Annotated in this window: 12 protein-coding genes; 7 read left to right on the top strand and 5 right to left on the bottom strand. The window is 73.8% G+C overall.

Annotated features, from left to right (window positions below; genetic code table 11):
* Positions 1–186 precede the first annotated feature (186 nt).
* A complete protein-coding gene (locus tag ACFPP6_RS12600) occupies positions 187–1,263 on the bottom strand; it encodes a C40 family peptidase (RefSeq protein WP_382040420.1) in 1,077 nt (358 codons plus the stop codon).
* A gap of 306 nt (positions 1,264–1,569) precedes the next feature.
* Between ACFPP6_RS12600 and ACFPP6_RS12595 the strand changes: the two genes are divergently transcribed.
* Both ACFPP6_RS12595 and pcrA read left to right on the top strand, forming a co-directional pair.
* Entirely contained in the window at positions 1,570–1,923 is a 354-nt protein-coding gene (locus ACFPP6_RS12595) for a hypothetical protein (RefSeq protein WP_168096620.1), read from the top strand.
* Positions 1,924–2,053: 130 nt separating this feature from the next.
* Positions 2,054–4,519, top strand: coding sequence for a DNA helicase PcrA (pcrA, locus tag ACFPP6_RS12590; protein ID WP_382040417.1), 2,466 nt, complete (start codon positions 2,054–2,056; stop codon positions 4,517–4,519).
* Positions 4,520–4,588: 69 nt separating this feature from the next.
* Here the strand turns inward: pcrA and ACFPP6_RS12585 are convergent, their stop codons facing one another.
* Positions 4,589–6,250, bottom strand: coding sequence for a M23 family metallopeptidase (locus tag ACFPP6_RS12585; protein ID WP_382040414.1), 1,662 nt, complete (start codon positions 6,248–6,250; stop codon positions 4,589–4,591).
* 205 nt (positions 6,251–6,455) lie between these two features.
* The gene (locus ACFPP6_RS12580) at positions 6,456–7,322 is read right to left on the bottom strand and encodes an esterase/lipase family protein (protein WP_382040411.1); all 867 of its coding nucleotides are present in this window, start codon (positions 7,320–7,322) and stop codon (positions 6,456–6,458) included.
* 354 nt (positions 7,323–7,676) lie between these two features.
* Between ACFPP6_RS12580 and ACFPP6_RS12575 the strand changes: the two genes are divergently transcribed.
* Positions 7,677–8,090, top strand: a complete 414-nt coding sequence (locus ACFPP6_RS12575) for a cobalamin B12-binding domain-containing protein (RefSeq protein ID WP_382040408.1) — start codon at positions 7,677–7,679, stop codon at positions 8,088–8,090.
* 13 nt (positions 8,091–8,103) lie between these two features.
* Here the strand turns inward: ACFPP6_RS12575 and ACFPP6_RS12570 are convergent, their stop codons facing one another.
* Both ACFPP6_RS12570 and ACFPP6_RS12565 read right to left on the bottom strand, forming a co-directional pair.
* Positions 8,104–9,690, bottom strand: a complete 1,587-nt coding sequence (locus ACFPP6_RS12570) for a DUF5691 domain-containing protein (protein ID WP_382040405.1) — start codon at positions 9,688–9,690, stop codon at positions 8,104–8,106.
* A gap of 463 nt (positions 9,691–10,153) precedes the next feature.
* On the bottom strand, positions 10,154–11,533 hold the full coding sequence (locus ACFPP6_RS12565) for an SWIM zinc finger family protein (RefSeq protein WP_382040403.1): 1,380 nt from the start codon (positions 11,531–11,533) through the stop codon (positions 10,154–10,156).
* Positions 11,534–11,660: 127 nt separating this feature from the next.
* On the opposite strand from ACFPP6_RS12565, the gene ACFPP6_RS12560 reads away from it, so the two are divergent.
* From ACFPP6_RS12560 to sucC, 4 genes are all read left to right on the top strand, one after another.
* Positions 11,661–12,797: an ATP-binding protein gene (locus ACFPP6_RS12560; protein WP_382040400.1), complete on the top strand. Its 1,137-nt coding sequence runs from the start codon at positions 11,661–11,663 to the stop codon at positions 12,795–12,797.
* Complete coding sequence (locus tag ACFPP6_RS12555; RefSeq protein ID WP_382040397.1) at positions 12,794–15,385, top strand: DUF5682 family protein; 2,592 nt, start codon at positions 12,794–12,796, stop codon at positions 15,383–15,385. The genes ACFPP6_RS12560 and ACFPP6_RS12555 overlap by 4 nt, the downstream gene beginning before the upstream one ends.
* The gene (locus tag ACFPP6_RS12550) at positions 15,382–16,587 is read left to right on the top strand and encodes a VWA domain-containing protein (RefSeq protein WP_382040394.1); all 1,206 of its coding nucleotides are present in this window, start codon (positions 15,382–15,384) and stop codon (positions 16,585–16,587) included. The genes ACFPP6_RS12555 and ACFPP6_RS12550 overlap by 4 nt, the downstream gene beginning before the upstream one ends.
* 283 nt (positions 16,588–16,870) lie before the next feature.
* Positions 16,871–18,049, top strand: coding sequence for an ADP-forming succinate--CoA ligase subunit beta (gene sucC / locus ACFPP6_RS12545; RefSeq protein WP_106682083.1), 1,179 nt, complete (start codon positions 16,871–16,873; stop codon positions 18,047–18,049).
* Positions 18,050–18,059: the final 10 nt, after the last annotated feature.

Raw genomic sequence — 18,059 nt, 5'->3', positions numbered from 1 at the left:
ACCCTCTGATCCGCCCCTCAGCCTGTTCCAGCTCTCCTACCTCATGGGCGGAGCCCTCGGCCCGGCGCTCGCCACCCTGCTGGTCCTCGGCTAGCGCCTGCGGGAAGGCGGGCGTTGCGCCCGGGGTCCCTTCGGAAACCGCAACAACCACAAGAGCGCCGCGGGCTCACACCGGCCCTGCGGCGCTCACACCGGCCGCGACGCCCCCGCGAAGGGCATCTCGTCGACCGGGGCGATCCGGACCGGTGCGCCCGGGTGCGGAGCGTGGATCATCCGCCCGCCGCCGATGTAGAGCCCGACGTGGCTGATGCCGGAGTAGAAGAACACCAGGTCTCCGGGGGCGAGCGCGCTCCGGGAGATCCGCCGGCCCGCGTTGATCTGCGTGTACGTGGTGCGCGGCAGCGAGACGCCCGCCGCCTGCCAGGCGGCCTTGGTCAGCCCGGAGCAGTCGAAGGCGGCGGGGCCGGTCGCCCCCCACACGTAGGGCTTGCCGAGCGCGGAGTACGCGAAGGCGACGGCCCGCGCGGCCCGCTCCGTGGGGGCCTGCACGCCGCCGTGCGGTGCGGCCGCGCGGTCGGCCGCGGCCGTGACGGCGCCCGCCGCGCCGGCGGCGTCCCCGCGCTCGACGGCGGCGCGCTCCTCGTCCGGCAGCTCGGCCAGCACCCTCCTGGCCTCCGCGAGCTTGCCCTCGACGGTCCGCTTGTGGCGGGCGAGGCCGGCCTGCTCCTGCTTGAGCTCCGCGAGGCGGGCGTCGGCGGCCGTGCGGACCTGCCGGATCTCCCGCGCCTCGCGCTCGTAACGGCTGACGGCCACCGCCTGCCGGCTGCCCGCCTGGTGGGCCAGGGAGGCCCGCTCCAGGTACTGGCCGGGGGAGGAGGAGAGCATCAGCTGCACGCTCGGGGGCATCCCGCCCTCGCGGTACTGGGCGGTGGCGTAGGAGCCCAGGGCGTTGCGGGCCGCGTTGAGCCGCTCGGTCCTGCGGGCGGCCCGGTCCTGCAGCTCTTCGAGGGCGGCCTCCGCGCGGTCGGCCTTCTCCTTGGCGCCGTTGTACCGCTCGGTGGCCTCCTCGGCCTCCCGGTAGTACCGGTCGACCTGGGATCTGAGCTGGGCCGTGGAGGGCGGGGGAGCGGCCTGAGCGGTGCCGTCGAGGAGCGTGGCGGTGGCGGCGCCCGCGAGGGCGAGACCGGCCGCGGTCCGTACGGTGCCGCTGGTGAACGGGTGCTGCCTGGGCTTGCGGTGCGCTGCTGCCACGCCGGCCGTCACTTCCTTCCAGACCTGCTGTTCCTGCCCGGTCCGCCGGCCCTGTGGCCGCGCCGGACGGTGTCCGGCGGCGGTCCGTCGCGAGGGGGGAGCGCGCGGACCGCCGCCGTCTGGGCCAGGACGCTATTCCGCAGGGTCACGCTCCAGAACACAGATGACCGGTAGTGGATGAAATCGATCAGCGCGCTTTGGCGGGTGATCATGTCGACCCCGCCCCTGCGGATGGATATATGCCGCCCGTGACCGAAGTGGCGATTGCGCCCCACCTGCCTGCCCGTGGGTGATATAGCCCCCGCTAGGGTCGGCCTCATGGACGTACTCATTCACGCCGTCGTCGGCCTGCACATCGTCGGCATCGGCGCGCTGCTCGGCGGCTTCATGACCCAGATGAAGGCCATGGGCAGGGGCGAGGCGCGGATGGTGCCCGCCATGCTGCACGGCGCGCTGACCATGCTGGTCACGGGTGTGGCGCTGGTGGGCCTCAACCAGGCGCAGGACCACACCCTGAACATGGTCAAGATCGGCACGAAGCTCGCGCTGCTCGTCGTGATCCTCGGCCTGGTCTACGTCAAGCGCGACGACGAGAAGGTCCCGGCCCCGGTGTTCGGCGCGGTGGGCGCGCTGACCGTGGTGAACATCTTCATCGCGGTGATGTGGGTCTGACCTCCGCTGTGATGCGGTGGTGCGGCCGGTGCTGCGGTGCGGCGCCGGCCGCACCCGCGCTGTGGGGGTGACCACTGTCGCCGGGAATGGGGGCCCGGCTGTCAGTGGGGCGGCCTAGACTCGGGAGGCGATGAGCAGCCTCTTTGACGACAGCTTCCTGGCGGACCTCGGCCCCGCGGACGAGGAGCACCCCCCTCCCCCGGAGGACGCGGCCCCGGAGCCGGTGCCGGACGACCTCTTCCAGGGCGCCTTCGACGTGCCCGTCCCCCGCGAGGCCTACTACCGCGACGGCGCCCACCGGCCCGCCGTGGACCCCGCGGCCCTGCTCGAGGGGATGAACGAGCAGCAGCGCGCCGCGGTGGTGCACACGGGCTCCCCGCTGCTCATCGTCGCCGGCGCCGGCTCGGGCAAGACGCGCGTGCTCACCCACCGCATCGCCCACCTGCTGGGCGCCCGGCACGTGCACCCCGGTCAGATCCTCGCGATCACCTTCACCAACAAGGCCGCGGGCGAGATGAAGGAGCGCGTCGAGCAGCTCGTCGGCCCCCGCGCCCACGCCATGTGGGTGATGACGTTCCACAGCGCGTGCGTGCGGATCCTGCGCCGGGAGAGCAAGAAGCTCGGCTTCACCTCCTCCTTCTCGATCTACGACGCGGCCGACTCCAAGCGGCTCATGGCGCTCGTCTGCCGGGACCTCGACCTCGACCCGAAGAAGTTCCCGCCGAAGTCCTTCAGCGCGAAGATCTCCAACCTGAAGAACGAGCTCATCGACGAGGAGGCCTTCGCGGCGCAGGCGGCGGACGGCTTCGAGAAGACGCTCGCCGAGGCGTACGCGATGTACCAGTCGCGGCTGCGCGAGGCCAACGCCCTCGACTTCGACGACATCATCATGACCACGGTGCACCTGCTCCAGGCCTTCCCCGACGTGGCCGAGCACTACCGCCGCCGCTTCCGGCACGTCCTGGTCGACGAGTACCAGGACACCAACCACGCGCAGTACACCCTCGTGCGCGAGCTCGTCGGCACCGCGGAGACGGCGCCGGAGGAGGGCCCGGCCGAGCTGTGCGTCGTCGGTGACGCCGACCAGTCGATCTACGCCTTCCGCGGCGCCACGATCCGCAACATCCTCCAGTTCGAGGAGGACTACCCCGACGCCACGACGATCCTGCTGGAGCAGAACTACCGCTCCACGCAGACGATCCTCAACGCCGCCAACGCGGTCATCGAGCGCAACGAGAGCCGCCGCCCGAAGAACCTGTGGACCGAGGCCGGTGCCGGCCCGGCCATCACCGGCTACGTCGCCGACACCGAGCACGACGAGGCCCAGTTCGTCGCCGACGAGATCGACCGCCTCACGGACGCCGGCGACGCCAAGGCCGGGGACGTGGCCGTCTTCTACCGGACCAACGCCCAGTCCCGTGTCTTCGAAGAGATCTTCATCCGCGTCGGCCTGCCCTACAAGGTCGTCGGCGGCGTGCGCTTCTACGAGCGCAAGGAGGTCCGCGACGTCCTGGCCTACCTGCGGGTCCTCGCCAACCCCGAGGACACCGTCCCGCTGCGGCGCATCCTCAACGTGCCCAAGCGCGGCATCGGCGAGCGCGCCGAGGCCATGATCGACGCCCTGTCGCTGCGCGAGAAGATCAGCTTCTCGCAGGCGCTGCGCCGCGTCGACGAGGCCTACGGCATGGCCGCCCGCTCGGCGAACGCGGTCAAGCGCTTCAACGTCCTCATGGAGGAGCTGCGCACGATCGCCGAGTCGGGCGCCGGCCCGGCCACCGTCCTGGAAGCGGTGCTGGAGCGCACGGGCTATCTCGCCGAGCTGCAGGCCTCCACCGACCCCCAGGACGAGACCCGCGTGGAGAACCTGCAGGAGCTCGCGGCCGTGGCCCTGGAGTTCGAGCAGGAACGCGAGGAGGGGGAGCCCGGCACGCTGGCCGAGTTCCTGGAGAAGGTGGCCCTCGTCGCCGACTCCGACCAGATCCCCGACGAGGACGCGGAAGGCACGGGCGTCATCACGCTGATGACCCTGCACACCGCGAAGGGCCTGGAGTTCCCCGTCGTCTTCCTCACCGGCATGGAGGACGGCGTCTTCCCGCACATGCGCGCCCTCGGCCAGACCAAGGAGCTGGAGGAGGAGCGCCGCCTCGCCTACGTGGGTATCACCCGCGCCCGGGAGCGGCTGTTCCTGACGCGCGCGAGCATGCGCAGCGCGTGGGGCCAGCCCGCGTACAACCCGCCGTCGCGGTTCCTCGAGGAGATCCCCGACCAGTACGTGCAGTGGCGGCGCACCGGGCCCGCGAAGCCGTCGGCGTCGATGAACTCGATCGGCTCGGGCGGTGGTACGGGCTCCGGCATCACGTCGGGGTTCACGTCCTCGCGCGCCAAGGCAGGTCCGAGCGGGTTCGCCACGCGCCGCGCCAAGGACCGGCCGGTGGTGGCGCTCGCCGTCGGTGACCGGGTCACGCACGACTCGTTCGGGCTGGGCACCGTCGTCGGGGTCAAGGGCAGCGGCGACAACGCCGAGGCCACGGTCGACTTCGGCGAGGAGAAGCCGAAGCGGCTGCTCCTGCGGTACGCACCGGTCGAGAAGCTGTAGCCGTTCCGCTGGATCCGCACGGGGGATGAGCCCCGGTGCGGAACCGCCGGTGTGCGCCGCCGCCGGCCGCTAGGTCGGGTCGTAGCCGTGTGCGCGCAGCCACGGCAGCGGGTCGACGGCGGAGCCGCCCGGCCGGACCTCGAAGTGCAGGTGCGGCCCGGTGGAGTTGCCGGAGTTGCCGGAGTAGGCGATGACGTCGCCGGCCTTGACCTGGCCGGAGCGGAGCTTGGTGCTGCTGAGGTGGCAGTACCAGGTCTCGACGCCGTCGGGCGACGTCACTATGGCCATGTTCCCGTAGGCCACGTTGTACTGCGTGCGGACCGTGCCGTCCGTGGCGGCCATGACCGGCGTGCCGTAGCTGACCGGGAAGTCGATGCCCGTGTGCACGGACATCCAGTTGACGCCCGCCTGGCCGTACATCGCGCTGAGGCCGTGCTGCGCGACGGGCAGGGAGAACTTCGGGCGCTCGGCCTCCTTGCGGGCCGCTTCCTCCGCTTTACGTTTCTTCTCCGCTTCCTGGCGCGCCTTGAGGTCGATGCGCTCCTGGGTGCGGTTGGCGCGGTTCGCGAAGTCGTCGGCGCCGTGGCTGAGGCTCGCGAGCTGGGTGTCCAGCTTGCTGTTGGCGACGGAGGGCACGGGCGCGCTGTCGGGGGCGGACGCCGCCTGGATCTCCTTCTTGTCGTCGCTCTGCCCGCCGGAGACGGTCGCGGCGGCGATCCCGGCGACCCCTATGACGGCGACCGACGGCACGGCGACGGTCAGCAGGGCCTTGCGGCGCGGCCGGTATGCGGTGCGCGCGGGCGCGCCCTTGCGGCGGCTGCTGCGGGTGGGGGTGTCGCGGGGGGCGTCGTCCGGGCCGGCTTCGTCGCGGGCCGGGGGGACGAACAGCATGGCCTGCGTCTCGGCGTTCGCGACGGTACCGGCGGGGGAGGCCTTCACCTCGTCGGGCGCCTGCCCGTCCGCTTCGTCCATCGCGGGCACGGAGTCCATGGACGCCATGCCGGAGAGGTCGGTCATGGCGGAGAGGTCGGTCATGAGGGTCGGGGCGTGCTCCGGCTCGCCCTGCGTGCCGTCCACGGCGGCGAAGGCACCGGCGTCCCAGATCTGGGTCTGGCCGGCGCCCGCCTCCCACTGGCCGGCCCCGGTCTCCCACTGTCCCGACTGCCCCGAGGTGTCCCACTGCCCGGACGTGTCCCTCCCCCGGACTTCGTCCGGGAGGTGCCCCCAGCCCGAGGCGTCCACCGCCTGGCCGGAACCGTCCCAAGAGGTGAACTGCCCGGTTCCCGTGGTGTCCCAGCCCTGCGCGGCGGGCTGGTCGGGGGCGGGCGCCTGGGCCTGGCCGGGGAACCCGGTCCGGCCGGTCAGCTCCCAGTGGCCGGAGGTGTCGTAGGTGCCTTCCGCCCCCCAGGCGCTCGGCGTCATGGCGCTCGTGTCCCACTGCCCGGTGGCGGGGGTGGTGATGCCGGCGGAGGTGTCCCAGTGCCCGGTGGCGTCGGCCTGCCCGGTGTCGTAGGCGCTGAAGTCCCAGATCTGGGTCTGGCCGGTGACTCCGCCCCACTGACTGGTGCCGGCCCACTGACCCGTGGTCTCCCACTGACCGCTGTCGTAGCCGTCGTACCCGGTGTAGTTGTGCGGTGCGCTCTGCTGACCGTACGACGCGTACTGCCCGTAGGAGCCATCCTGAGCGGGGTCGGACGGGCCGGGGCCCGCCGCCGGGTGACGGTCGTTCACCACCACTTCTCTTTCGCCGAGGGAGGAGAATTAGCGGCGACTGTACCCGGCGGTATGGGACGGCGACAATCTTCGTCACGTTTCGGGCGGCCGGGGCCCGGGCATTTAGCCGCCTTTTGGTGGACTGAACCCCGGAAAACCGATTTGACGTTCGATCCGCGTTCGGTTTCGGGGCCTCCGGGAGCGCCCGCGGAACGCCGGTGAATCAGGCGACGGACGCCGCCCCCGACGCGTCGTCCTGCGCCTCTTCCGTGGTCAGGGCCTGTCGTATGCCGGCGGCCACCTCCCAGTGCACCGGCAGGGCGAGGTGCCCGACGCCCGTGACCCGGACATTGCGCGCGCTCAGATCCGGGTGGTCGATGCGGGCGCATTCCACGGGCACCATCAATTGGTCCAGGTCACTCCAGAAACCGATGAATTGTGTTGTGCAATCCGGTGCGGGGCCCGCGAGTTCGGCGACGACGTCCGATCCCGGGCGCATCTGGCGCACCAGGGGATGCGCGGGCAGCAGCGAGGCCGCGCGGGTGCCGGCGTGCGGCGTGCCGAGGGTGACCAGGGTCCTGACGCGGGCGTCGCCGCCCATCCGCTGGACGTAGTAGCGCGCGATCAGGCCGCCGAGGCTGTGCCCCACCACGTCGACCCGCCGCTGCCCCGTGCGGGCGCAGATGTCCTCGATGTGGCGGCCCAGCAGGCGGGCGGCGGTGCGGATGTCGCAGGTCAGGAGCGAGTAGTTGAGCGCTTCGACCTGCTGCCAGCCGTGCCGGCGCAGGGATCTGCGCAGCAGGATGAAGACCGAACGGTTGTCGATGAAGCCGTGGAGGAGCAGAACAGGCAGATGACCTTCTTGTCCGGTTTCGACGGATTCATGCAGTCCGGGCGTGTCGGGCGTGTCGCCGGCGGCCGGAAGCGCGGGCAGCGCCCGCCGGGGCGGCGGGCGCTCCTGCACGAAACCGGTCGGGTACAGCAGCAGATGGCCGGTGAGAATCGCCAGCTCCAGCACCGTGGACCGGACGAGCGCGGTCGACGGGCGCAGCAAGGCGGCAAGAATGCTGATGAAGGGCAGGGTCCTCATGGCCGACCTCCCGAACGGCACCCGGGAAGCGCGGCTGTCGTCCCCCGTGTGCGCCCACGGGCAGCTGCGCGCGACCGGCCGCACCGCTGTGCCGTGCGGCTGTCGGCACAGTGGTGCGGCGGCCTCCGCCGCGACTGCCCTCGCGACCGCCCGAAGACTCGCCACCCCGGCGACGCGGGTGACTGGGCGACCCGTAAGACGCGGAAGCGCGCGGACGGTGCGTAGCGACGTGTTGTCCCACGTGTGATTTCCCCCTCGCTCCGCACCGCGAAACGGCCGCGTGCGGGATGCTGGAGATAACGTTCGTTCACATCCCTGGGCGCCGGTTACCGGCAGTCGTACATGGAGGCAGTGATGGGAGTGACCGGTCCGATCCGCGTGGTGGTGGCCAAGCCCGGGCTCGACGGCCATGACCGCGGCGCGAAGGTCATCGCACGGGCGCTGCGCGACGCCGGCATGGAGGTCATCTACACGGGCCTCCACCAGACGCCCGAGCAGATCGTGGACACCGCCATCCAGGAGGACGCCGACGCGATCGGCCTGTCCATCCTCTCCGGCGCCCACAACACCCTGTTCGCCAAGGTCCTGCAGCTGCTGCGCGAGCGCGACGCGGAGGACATCAAGGTCTTCGGCGGCGGGATCATCCCCGAGGCGGACATCGCGCCGCTGAAGGAGCAGGGCGTCGCCGCGATCTTCACCCCGGGGGCCACCACGGCCTCCATCGTGGAGTGGGTCAACGCGAACGTCCGCCAGCCGACCGAGGCCTGACCGGGCCGGCGGGTCACCCCGCCAGCTCCTCCCGCATCGTGGCCCGCAGCCGCAGCGTGCCCACGAGGCGCTGGAACGCCTCCGCCCAGTACGCGGCGGCCCCGGCACGCCCGGGGGCGTCCGCGGCCGGCTCCTCCGGCAGCAGGGTCAGCGCCTCCAGCCGGTCGGCCTGCGCCGGGTCCAGGCAGCGTTCGGCCAGGCCCATCACGCCGCTGAAGCTCCACGGATAGCCGCCCGCGTCGCGGGCGGCGTCCAGGGCGTCCACGATCGACCGGCCCAGCGGCTCCGCCCACGGCACCGCGCACACCCCGAGCAGCCGGAACGCGTCCGACAGCCCGTGCGCCGAGACGAACTCCGCCACCCACGCCGCCCGCTCGTCCCGCGGCAGCGCCGACAGCAGCTTCGCCGGATCCCTCCACGAGGTGCCCTCGGCCGCGGGCGGGGCCGACGCGGGGCCCAGCAGCGCCCGCGCCCACTCCGCGTCCCGCTGCCGGACCGCGGCCCGGCACCACGCGGCGTGCAGCTCGGGCTGCCAGCCGTCCGCGACCGGCAGCGCCACGATCCCCGCCGGGCTCCGGCCGCCGAACCGCTCGGGCCAGGCCGCCAGCGGAGTCCCCTCCACGATCTGGGCCAGCCACCACGAGCGCTCGCCGCGCCCGGACGGCGGCTTCACGACGACGCCGTCGCGCTGCATGCCCTTGTCGCACTCGTGCGGCGCCTCCACCGCGATCCGCGGGCCCTCGCCCTCCCCCGTGCGGTCCAGGGAGACGCAGCTGCGGGCCCGCTCGGCCATGCGGGCCGCGAGCGCCGAGGCGGGCAGCGCCGACAGCAGCTCCGCCGCGGTGGCCCGGACGTTGCGGCTCCGGTCGGACAGGGCCCGCTCCAGGAACGGCTCGTCCTGCGCGGACAGCCCCTCGCGCAGAGCGTCCAGGAACATCAGGCGGTCCTCGGCCCGCTCCGTCGCCCACGAGCCGGCGAGCAGCTCGCGGGCGGCCGCGGGGTCCCGCTGCCGTACGGAGGCGAGGAGCGCGGCACGCTCCGCGAACAGGCCCTCCTCCCAGACTGCGGTGTCGGTGCCTGCGGCGGTGCCCGCGCCCGAGGCAGGGCCGGGCCGCAAGGCGTACTTCCACTGCGGGTTGAGCGCCGCCAGCCACCGGGCGCGGGGCCCGCCGAACGCGAGCGCCTCCTGCCGCAGATCGCTACGGGACCTGGCCGCGTCCAGGAGAGCGGGCAGAAGGGCGGGAGGTGCTTGATAGCCGTGCCCGTTGGCGGCGGCCAGCCACTGGGGCAGCAGCTCCGTCAGATCCGGGGCGGCGCCCCGGCGCCCGCCACCGCCGCTGCCGCTGCGGTCCGCGAGCAACAGGGCGAGGCGCCGCCGGGCCGCCGGAGGCAACGGGGGCCGGGCATCCGCGGGCGCCGGCGCGGGCCGGGCGAGCGCCGCGTCGGGCACCGCCCCGGCGCGCCGCCGCACGGTGTCCACCGCGGCGGCGTCCAGCAACGCCACGGCCGCGTCCTGCCCGGCCCGCACCTGCACAGGCGGCACACGCCGCCCGGTCCCGAGCAGAGCGGAGGTGACGAGCTCGTCCCAAGTACGGTTCATGCGCTGCCTTTCCTGAGGGATGCGGCGGTACGGCCGGCCCTGGGGTGGGCTCGGCACCGCCGGTGGGGTTGTGGGGTGGCTGCTCGCCGTTGCGGCGGGGTGGGATGCACCGGTCGAAGCTTGGCCGGGTGGCCGGGTGGCCGGGTGGCCGGGTGGCCGGGTGGCCGGGTGGCTTCGGGAGCTGGAGGTCGGCCTCTTGTTTTTCGCCGCGATGGTGATCAGCCCCCGCGGTGGTGTCCGGCGGTGCCGGGCTGCCTGAGGTGGGTTCGGCACCGCCGGTGGGGTTGTGGGTGGTTGCTCGCCGTTGCGGCGGGGTGGAATCCCGCGGAGGTGTGGCCGGTGGCCGGTGTTGTGGGTTGGAGGCCCGGCCTCTTGTGTCCGCCGCGGCGGTGATCAGCCGCAGCGGTGGTGTCCGGCGGTGCCGGGCTGCCCGGGGGTTCGGTGCCGCCGGGGCCGCGGGCCGTCAGAGGGGGACCGGGGCCGGGGTCCACGTGGTCAGAGGGGTTGCGCCTCTGTGGCCGTATTCGGCGAAGACTTTGATGGGGGCGCCGCCCGATATCGATGCCAGTTGCCACAGGGACGTGCTGTCGCGGTGCCGGGGATCGACCGGCAGGGCCGCCGAACCGCCCTCGGCGTCGGCCAGTTGCCAGTGGCCGTCCGGGGCGGGGACCGGGACCACGTCGTCGAGAACGACCGGCCACGCCTCCAGCCAGGGGTCGTCGCGCAGGGCCTCCCCGTACGCGGAGAGGGCCGCTTCCACGCCCCCTCCCGGCGGCGGAGCCGCCCCCTCCTCCGCGGGCGGGGCGTGACGCGTGCCGAGCACGGCGCGGAGCGGGTGCGCCGCCGGGTAGTAGACGAGGTCCGCGTCCAGCGACAGGCCCACGGGCAGGGACAGCTCCGGCGCCCGGCCCGCCGCTCCGTAGGACAGGAGCAGGGCCATCCGGCCCGAGTCCCGGCCGTGGAGCCAGATCCGGCGGGTGACCAGGCGCCCGTCATCGCCGTCCCGCTGCGCCAGGACCAGCCAGTGGTCGCGCACCGGCGTCCCCGACGCGAGCAGCGCCGCGGCGTCCGTGGTCAGGCCGACCCGCGAACGGACCGTCGCGGCCAGGGGCTCCGGCAGCTCCTCCAGACGCAGCCACCCCTGGTTGAGGGTGTGCAGCAGGGCGCACTCCTCCAGCAGCCGGCCCGCCCAGTCGGCACCCGAGCCCGGCAGGGACGCCAACTCCCGTACGCGCGAGGCGAGACCGGGTGCCTGGGCATCGACCATGCGGGCCGCCGTCTCGTCCCACTGCCCGTACCCCGCGCCCTCCGCGGCCGCCAGCCCTCCGCGCAGCAGGTCGGCGAGCCGCTGCTCCAACTCCGTGACACCCGCGCCGATCCGCTCCGCCCGGCGCTCCCCGCGCCGCCGGGCGGCCTCCTCGTCCGCGGGTGTCGCGGGCCCCGCCGCGGCCGGGCCCGCGGCGGCCTTCTCGGCCCGCTTCCGGCGCCGCTCCAGCCACTGCTCCGCCCACTCCGGCGGAGCGTCCGCGACCGGCACCGCGGCCTCGCCGGAAGCCCACAACAGCAGCAGGCCCAGCGCGTGCTTGCACGGGAACTTGCGGCTCGGGCAGGAGCAGTTGAAGCCCGGCCCGCCCTCACCGGACAGATCCGCCACCGTGCGGTACGGCTTGCTGCCGCTGCCCGAGCACTCGCCCCAGACCGCGCCCCCGCCCTCCTCCGGGCGCGCCCCCGCGCCCGACCACGGACCGGGCGCCGCGAGCTTGCTTCCTGCTTTGCGTGATGCGGCGTCAGGCGCCAGCGAGAGCACCGTTTCCGCCGTCCATCGATCCCCCTGCGGATTCATGCCCCAAACGCTAGGACCACCCACTGACAATCGCCCTGACCTGCGGTTTCGGCGCCTTCCGGCCCATTGTCAGTGGGCTGGTGCAGGGTGGTTCGCACATCCCGGATCCGCACTCCTAGGGGGACTTGTGACCGTGCCCGGAACCGAAGCCGCATCCGAAGCCGCGACCGAAGCCGAAACCGCATCCCAGGCCCTGCGCCCGCACGCGGAGCACGCCTTCGCCGAGGAGCTCAAGGCCCTCGCCGCCGCCGACGACCGGCCCCGCCCCGAGCGCTGGAAGCTCTCGCCGTGGGCCGTCGCCACCTACCTGCTCGGCGGCACCCTGCCCGACGGCACCGTGATCACGCCCAAGTACGTGGGCCCGCGCCGCGTCGTCGAGGTGGCCGTCACCACGCTCGCCACCGACCGCGCCCTGCTCCTGCTCGGCGTCCCCGGCACCGCCAAGACCTGGGTCTCCGAGCACCTGGCCGCCGCCGTCAGCGGCGACTCCACGCTGCTCGTCCAGGGCACGGCCGGTACCCCGGAGGAGGCCATCCGCTACGGGTGGGACTACGCCCGGCTCCTCGCCCACGGGCCCAGCCGCGAGGCGCTCGTGCCCGGCCCCGTCATGCGGGCCATGGCCCAGGGCATGACCGCACGCGTCGAGGAGCTCACCCGCATCCCCGCCGACGTCCAGGACACCCTGATCACCATCCTCTCCGAGAAGACCCTGCCCATCCCCGAGCTGGGCGAGGAGGTGCAGGCCGTCCGCGGCTTCAACCTGATCGCCACCGCCAACGACCGCGACCGCGGCGTCAACGACCTCTCCAGCGCGCTGCGCCGCCGCTTCAACACCGTCGCCCTGCCCCTGCCCGCCACGCCCGAGGACGAGGTCGACATCGTCTCCCGCCGCGTCGACCAGATCGGCCGCTCCCTCGACCTGCCGTCCGTGCCCGACGGCACCGACGAGATCCGGCGCGTCGTCACGGTCTTCCGCGAGCTGCGCGACGGCGTCACCACCGACGGCCGCACCAAGGTCAAGTCGCCCTCGGGCACGCTCTCCACGGCCGAGGCGATCTCCGTCGTCACCGGCGGCCTCGCCCTCGCCGCCCACTTCGGCGACGGCGTGCTGCGCGCGGGCGACGTGGCCGCCGGCATCCTCGGCGCGGTCGTCCGCGACCCGGCCGCCGACCGCCTCGTCTGGCAGGAGTACCTGGAGACGGTCGTCCGCGAGCGCGACGGCTGGAAGGACTTCTACCGCGCCTGCCGGGAGGTCTCGGCGTGAGCGGCACCGGACCCGCCCTGCTGGGCATCCGCCACCACGGCCCCGGCTCCGCGCGGGCCGTACGGGCGGCCCTGGAGCAGTGCCGGCCCGCGGCCGTCCTCATCGAGGGGCCGCCCGAGGCCGACGCGATCGTCTCCCTCGCGGCCGACGAGGGCATGCGGCCGCCCGTCGCGCTGCTGGCCCACGCGGTGGACGACCCGGGCCGCGCCGCGTTCTGGCCGCTCGCCGAGTTCTCCCCGGAGTGGGTGGCGATCCGCTGGGCCCTGGCGCGCGGGGTGCCCGTACGGTTCATCGATCTGCCGGCGGCGCATTCGCTCGCGCCGGGCGAGGAGAACGGGCCCCGGCCCGCGCCGGAGCCGGCGGACGCGACCGCGCAGCCGACCGCCGGACCCGAGGGCCCGCAGCCCGGCGCCCCTGCTCCCGGCGGCGGCGAACGAAGCAGCCGTGCCGCGCGAAGCAACCGTGCCGCGCGAACCGGTCGTGCCGCTGCCGCCGAAGCGCACCCCGCGCCCGGCGGGCCCGTGGAGGAGAAGCCCCCCGCTCCGCACGCCGCCCCCTGTCTCGACCCCCTCGCCGCGCTCGCCGCCGCCGCGGGCTACGACGACCCCGAAGTGTGGTGGGAGGACACCGTCGAGCACCGCCGCGGCCGGGACGGCGACGACGCCCTCGCCCCCTTCGCCGCGCTCGCCGAAGCCATGGCCGAACTGCGGCCCGCGTTCGGCGACGGCAACGGCGACGCCGACGACGGCGATGCCGACGGCGACGGGTCCGGCGCCGCACGGGACCTCGTCCGGGAAGCGCACATGCGGCTCAGGATCCGCGACGCCCGGCGGGAGTTCGGCGACGGGATCGCCGTCGTCTGCGGCGCCTGGCACGTGCCGGCCCTCGCCGAGCGGCGGACCGTCACCGCCGACCGCCAGGCCCTCAAGGGCCTGCCGAAGGTCAAGGCCGCGATCGGCTGGGTCCCCTGGACCCACCGGCGCCTCTCCCGTCACAGCGGCTACGGCGCCGGCATCGACTCGCCCGGCTGGTACGGCCACCTCTTCCACGCCGCGGACCGCCCGCTCGAACGCTGGATGACGAAGGCCGCCCGGCTGCTGCGGGACGAGGACTTCCCCGTCTCCTCCGCCCACGTCATCGAGGCCGTCCGCCTCGCCCGCTCGCTCGCCGCCCTGCGCGGCCGCCCGCTCGCCGGGCTCACCGAGACCACCGACGCCGTCCGGGCCGTGATGTGCGACGGCTCCGACGTGCCTCTCGCCCTCGTACGGGACCGCCTCGTCGTCGGGGACGTCCTCGGCGAGGTGCCGGAGTCGGCCCCCGCCACGCCCCTGCAGCGCGACCTCTCCCGCCTCCAGCGCAGCCTGCGCCTCAAGCCCGAAGCGGACGCCCGCGAGGTGGAGTTCGACCTGCGCAAGGACACCGACGCCGCGCGCAGCCGTCTGCTGCACCGCCTGCGGCTCCTCGGCGTCGGCTGGGGCGAGCCGGTCCGCTCCCGCGCGGGGACCGGCACCTTCCGCGAGACCTGGCGGCTGATCTGGGAGCCCGAGCTGGCCGTACGGGTCGCCGAGGCCTCGGCCTGGGGCACCACCGTGCTCGCGGCGGCCACCGCGAAGGCCGAGGCCCGGGTCGTCGGCTCCGCCGCCCTCGCCGACGTCACGGCCCTCGCCGAGCACTGCCTGCTGGCGGATCTCCCCGACGCCCTCCCGGCCGTGATGCGCGTCCTGGCCGACCGCGCCGCCCTCGACGCGGACGTCGCCCACCTGGCCGAGGCCCTGCCGGCCCTCGTCCGCTCCGTGCGCTACGGCGACGTTCGCCGCACGGGCACCGCTGCGCTCGCCGAAGTGGCCGAGGGCCTGGCCGAGCGCGTGTTCGTAGGCCTGCCCGCCGCGTGCGCCGGCCTGGACGCGGACGCCGCGGCGACCATGCGGGGCCTGGTCGACGAAGTCCACCGGGCGGTGGGGCTGCTGGCCTCGGAGCCGGGGCCCGGCGCGGAGGCCGGAGGCGCCCCGGAGGCCGGAACGGCCGCACCTTCCCGGGGTGGACCCGAACCCGCCCTCCGCAACCGCTGGGCAGCCGTGCTCCGCGTGCTCGCCGAGCGGGAGGGGCTGCCCGGCGGGATCCGCGGGCGGGCCGTACGACTGCTGCTCGACGACGGGCTGCTGCCCGAGGGGCACGCCGCCCGGCTCATGGGACTCGCCCTCTCCGCCGGTGCGGAGCCGGCCGTGGCCGCCGCTTGGATCGAAGGCTTCCTCGGCAGCGGCGGGGCCGGCGGCACGCTCCTCGTCCACGACGAGCGCCTGCTCGCCCTCGTCGACGACTGGCTCACCGCCGTGCCCGCGGACTCCTTCACCGGCGTCCTGCCGCTGCTGCGCCGCACCTTCTCCGCGTTCGATCCGGGAACGCGCCGCGCACTGGGCGAGCAGATCCGCAGGGGCGGGCCGGGAGGAGCGGGAGCGGCACGGGGCGGCCGGGCGGGGCACGGGACCGCGGCGCGTCTCGACGAGGAGCGGGCGGCGGCGGTGTTGCCGACGATGCGCCTGCTCCTGGGCATGGCAGGCACGGCACACACAGGGGGAGCACGACGATGACCACGGACACGACCACCCGTACGGGCACCGGCACGACCGCCGCCGATCCGGCCGACGAGCGCCTGCGCCGCTGGCGCCTGGTCCTCGGCGGCGACGGTTCCGCGGACGGCACCGGCCGCGCGCTCTCCGGCAGCGACGCCGCCATGGACCGCACCCTCGAAGCGCTCTACGGCGGCTCCGGCGGCCCGGGTTCCCAGGGCGGCGGCTCCCGCGAGGCCGGTCTCGGCGGCTCCGCGCCGCGCGTCGCCCGCTGGCTGGGGGACATCCGCACGTACTTCCCGGCGTCCGTCGTTCAGGTGATGCAGCGCGACGCCGTCGACCGGCTCGGCCTCTCCTCGCTGCTCCTGGAGCCGGAGATGCTCGAGGCGGTCGAGGCCGACGTCCACCTCGTCGGCACGCTGCTCTCCCTCCACAAGGCGATGCCCGAGACGACGAAGGAGACCGCCCGCGCCGTGGTCCGCAAGGTCGTCGAGGACCTGGAGCGGCGCCTGGCCGGCCGCACGCGCGCGACCCTCACCGGCGCCCTCGACCGCTCCGCCCGCATCAACCGCCCCCGCCACCGCGACATCGACTGGGACCGCACCATCCGGGCGAACCTCAAGAACTACCTGCCCGAGTACCGCACGGTCGTCCCCGAGCGGCTGGTCGGCTACGGCCGGGCGGCACGGGCGGTGAAGAAGGACGTCATCCTCTGCATCGACCAGTCCGGCTCCATGGCGGCGTCCGTCGTCCACGCCTCCGTCTTCGGCGCCGTCCTGGCCTCGATGCGCACCCTCGACACCCGTCTCGTCGTCTTCGACACGTCCGTCGTCGACCTCACCGACCAGCTGACCGACCCGGTCGACGTGCTCTTCGGCACCCAGCTCGGCGGCGGCACCGACATCAACCGCGCGCTCGCCTACTGCCAGTCACGGATCACCCGCCCGGCGGAAACCGTCGTGGTCCTCATCAGTGATCTCTACGAGGGCGGGATCCGCGAGGGAATGCTCAAACGGGTGGCGGCCATGAAGGCCTCCGGCGTGCAGTTCGTGACGCTGCTCGCGCTCTCCGACGAGGGGGCCCCGGCCTACGACCGCGAGCACGCCGCGGCCCTGGCCGCCCTCGGCGCACCGGCCTTCGCCTGCACCCCGGACCTCTTCCCGGAGGTGATGGCCGCCGCCCTGGAGAAGCGCCCGCTGCCCGTGCCCGTCCCGGCCGCCTGACGGGCCGCCGGGCCCGTCCCGCGGGCCGGACGCGTACGGATTCCGTCGCGATCTGTGAGCGTAATCACGGCCGTAGTGTGACCTCTGATTTAGGGCCTCCCCGCCAGCGGGGATAACCTGCGAGACGGACATGCCGCGTCAACGGTGAACGTGTGCCGCCCTCGCCCGTGCTATCCCGGGGCGCAACCCCCGGACCCCCGCGGAGATCGCGCTCTCACGCCGCCCAGCGGCACGCCCGCGCAGACAACGAACCGCGATATCCATGGAAAAGGGACGGACGCGCGTGGACCTGTTCGAGTACCAGGCGAGGGACCTCTTCGCCAAGCACGGTGTACCGGTGCTGGCCGGTGAAGTCATTGACACGCCTGAGGCGGCCCGCGAGGCGACCGAGCGGCTGGGCGGCAAGTCGGTCGTCAAGGCCCAGGTCAAGGTCGGTGGCCGTGGCAAGGCCGGCGGCGTGAAGCTCGCCGCCACCCCGGACGAGGCCGTCGCCCGCGCGACGGACATCCTCGGCATGGACATCAAGGGCCACACGGTCCACAAGGTCATGATCGCCGAGACCGCTCCGGAGATCCTCGAGGAGTACTACGTCTCGTACCTCCTCGACCGGACCAACCGCACCTTCCTCGCCATGGCGTCCGTCGCCGGCGGCATGGACATCGAGGAGGTCGCCGCCACGACCCCCGAGAAGCTCGCGAAGGTCCCGGTCGACGCCAACGAGGGCGTCACCATCGAGAAGGCCCGCGAGATCGTCGCCCAGGCGAAGTTCCCGGCCGAGGTCGCCGAGAAGGTCGCCGAGGTCATGGTGACCCTGTGGAAGACCTTCGTCGCCGAGGACGCGCTCCTCGTCGAGGTCAACCCGCTGGCCAAGGTCGCGAGCGGCGACGTCATCGCCCTCGACGGCAAGGTGTCCCTGGACGCCAACGCCGAGTTCCGCCAGCCGGAGCACGAGGCGCTCGAGGACAAGGCCGCGGCCAACCCCCTCGAGGCGGCCGCCAAGGCCAAGGGCCTGAACTACGTCAAGCTCGACGGCCAGGTCGGCATCATCGGCAACGGCGCGGGTCTCGTCATGAGCACCCTCGACGTCGTCGCCTACGCCGGTGAGAACCACGGCGGCGTCAAGCCCGCCAACTTCCTCGACATCGGTGGCGGCGCCTCGGCCGAGGTCATGGCCAACGGTCTCGAGATCATCCTCGGCGACCCGGACGTCAAGTCCGTCTTCGTCAACGTCTTCGGTGGCATCACCGCGTGCGACGAGGTCGCCAAGGGCATCGTCCAGGCCCTGGAGCTCCTCAAGAGCAAGGGCGAGGACGTCTCCAAGCCGCTGGTCGTGCGCCTCGACGGCAACAACGCGGAGCTGGGTCGCAAGATCCTGTCCGACGCCAACCACCCGCTCGTGCAGCGCGTGGACACCATGGACGGCGCGGCCGACAAGGCCGCCGAGCTGGCTGCGGCTAAGTAAGGGACGAGGA

The organism is Streptomyces aureoversilis, from assembly GCF_042657885.1.
GTDB lineage: Bacteria > Actinomycetota > Actinomycetes > Streptomycetales > Streptomycetaceae > Streptomyces > Streptomyces aureoversilis.
This window is presented reverse-complemented; position numbering and strand designations above follow the sequence as displayed.

Bases quoted from the DNA above. Each gene is read 5' to 3' on its own strand.
- ACFPP6_RS12565 (WP_382040403.1), bottom strand. From the start codon at position 11,533: ATGAATCCGCAGGGGGATCGATGGACGGCGGAAACGGTGCTCTCGCTG.
- ACFPP6_RS12580 (WP_382040411.1), bottom strand. From the start codon at position 7,322: ATGAGGACCCTGCCCTTCATCAGCATTCTTGCCGCCTTGCTGCGCCCG.
- ACFPP6_RS12595 (WP_168096620.1), top strand. From the start codon at position 1,570: ATGGACGTACTCATTCACGCCGTCGTCGGCCTGCACATCGTCGGCATC.
- ACFPP6_RS12570 (WP_382040405.1), bottom strand. From the start codon at position 9,690: ATGAACCGTACTTGGGACGAGCTCGTCACCTCCGCTCTGCTCGGGACC.
- ACFPP6_RS12575 (WP_382040408.1), top strand. From the start codon at position 7,677: ATGGGAGTGACCGGTCCGATCCGCGTGGTGGTGGCCAAGCCCGGGCTC.
- ACFPP6_RS12550 (WP_382040394.1), top strand. From the start codon at position 15,382: ATGACCACGGACACGACCACCCGTACGGGCACCGGCACGACCGCCGCC.
- pcrA (WP_382040417.1), top strand. From the start codon at position 2,054: ATGAGCAGCCTCTTTGACGACAGCTTCCTGGCGGACCTCGGCCCCGCG.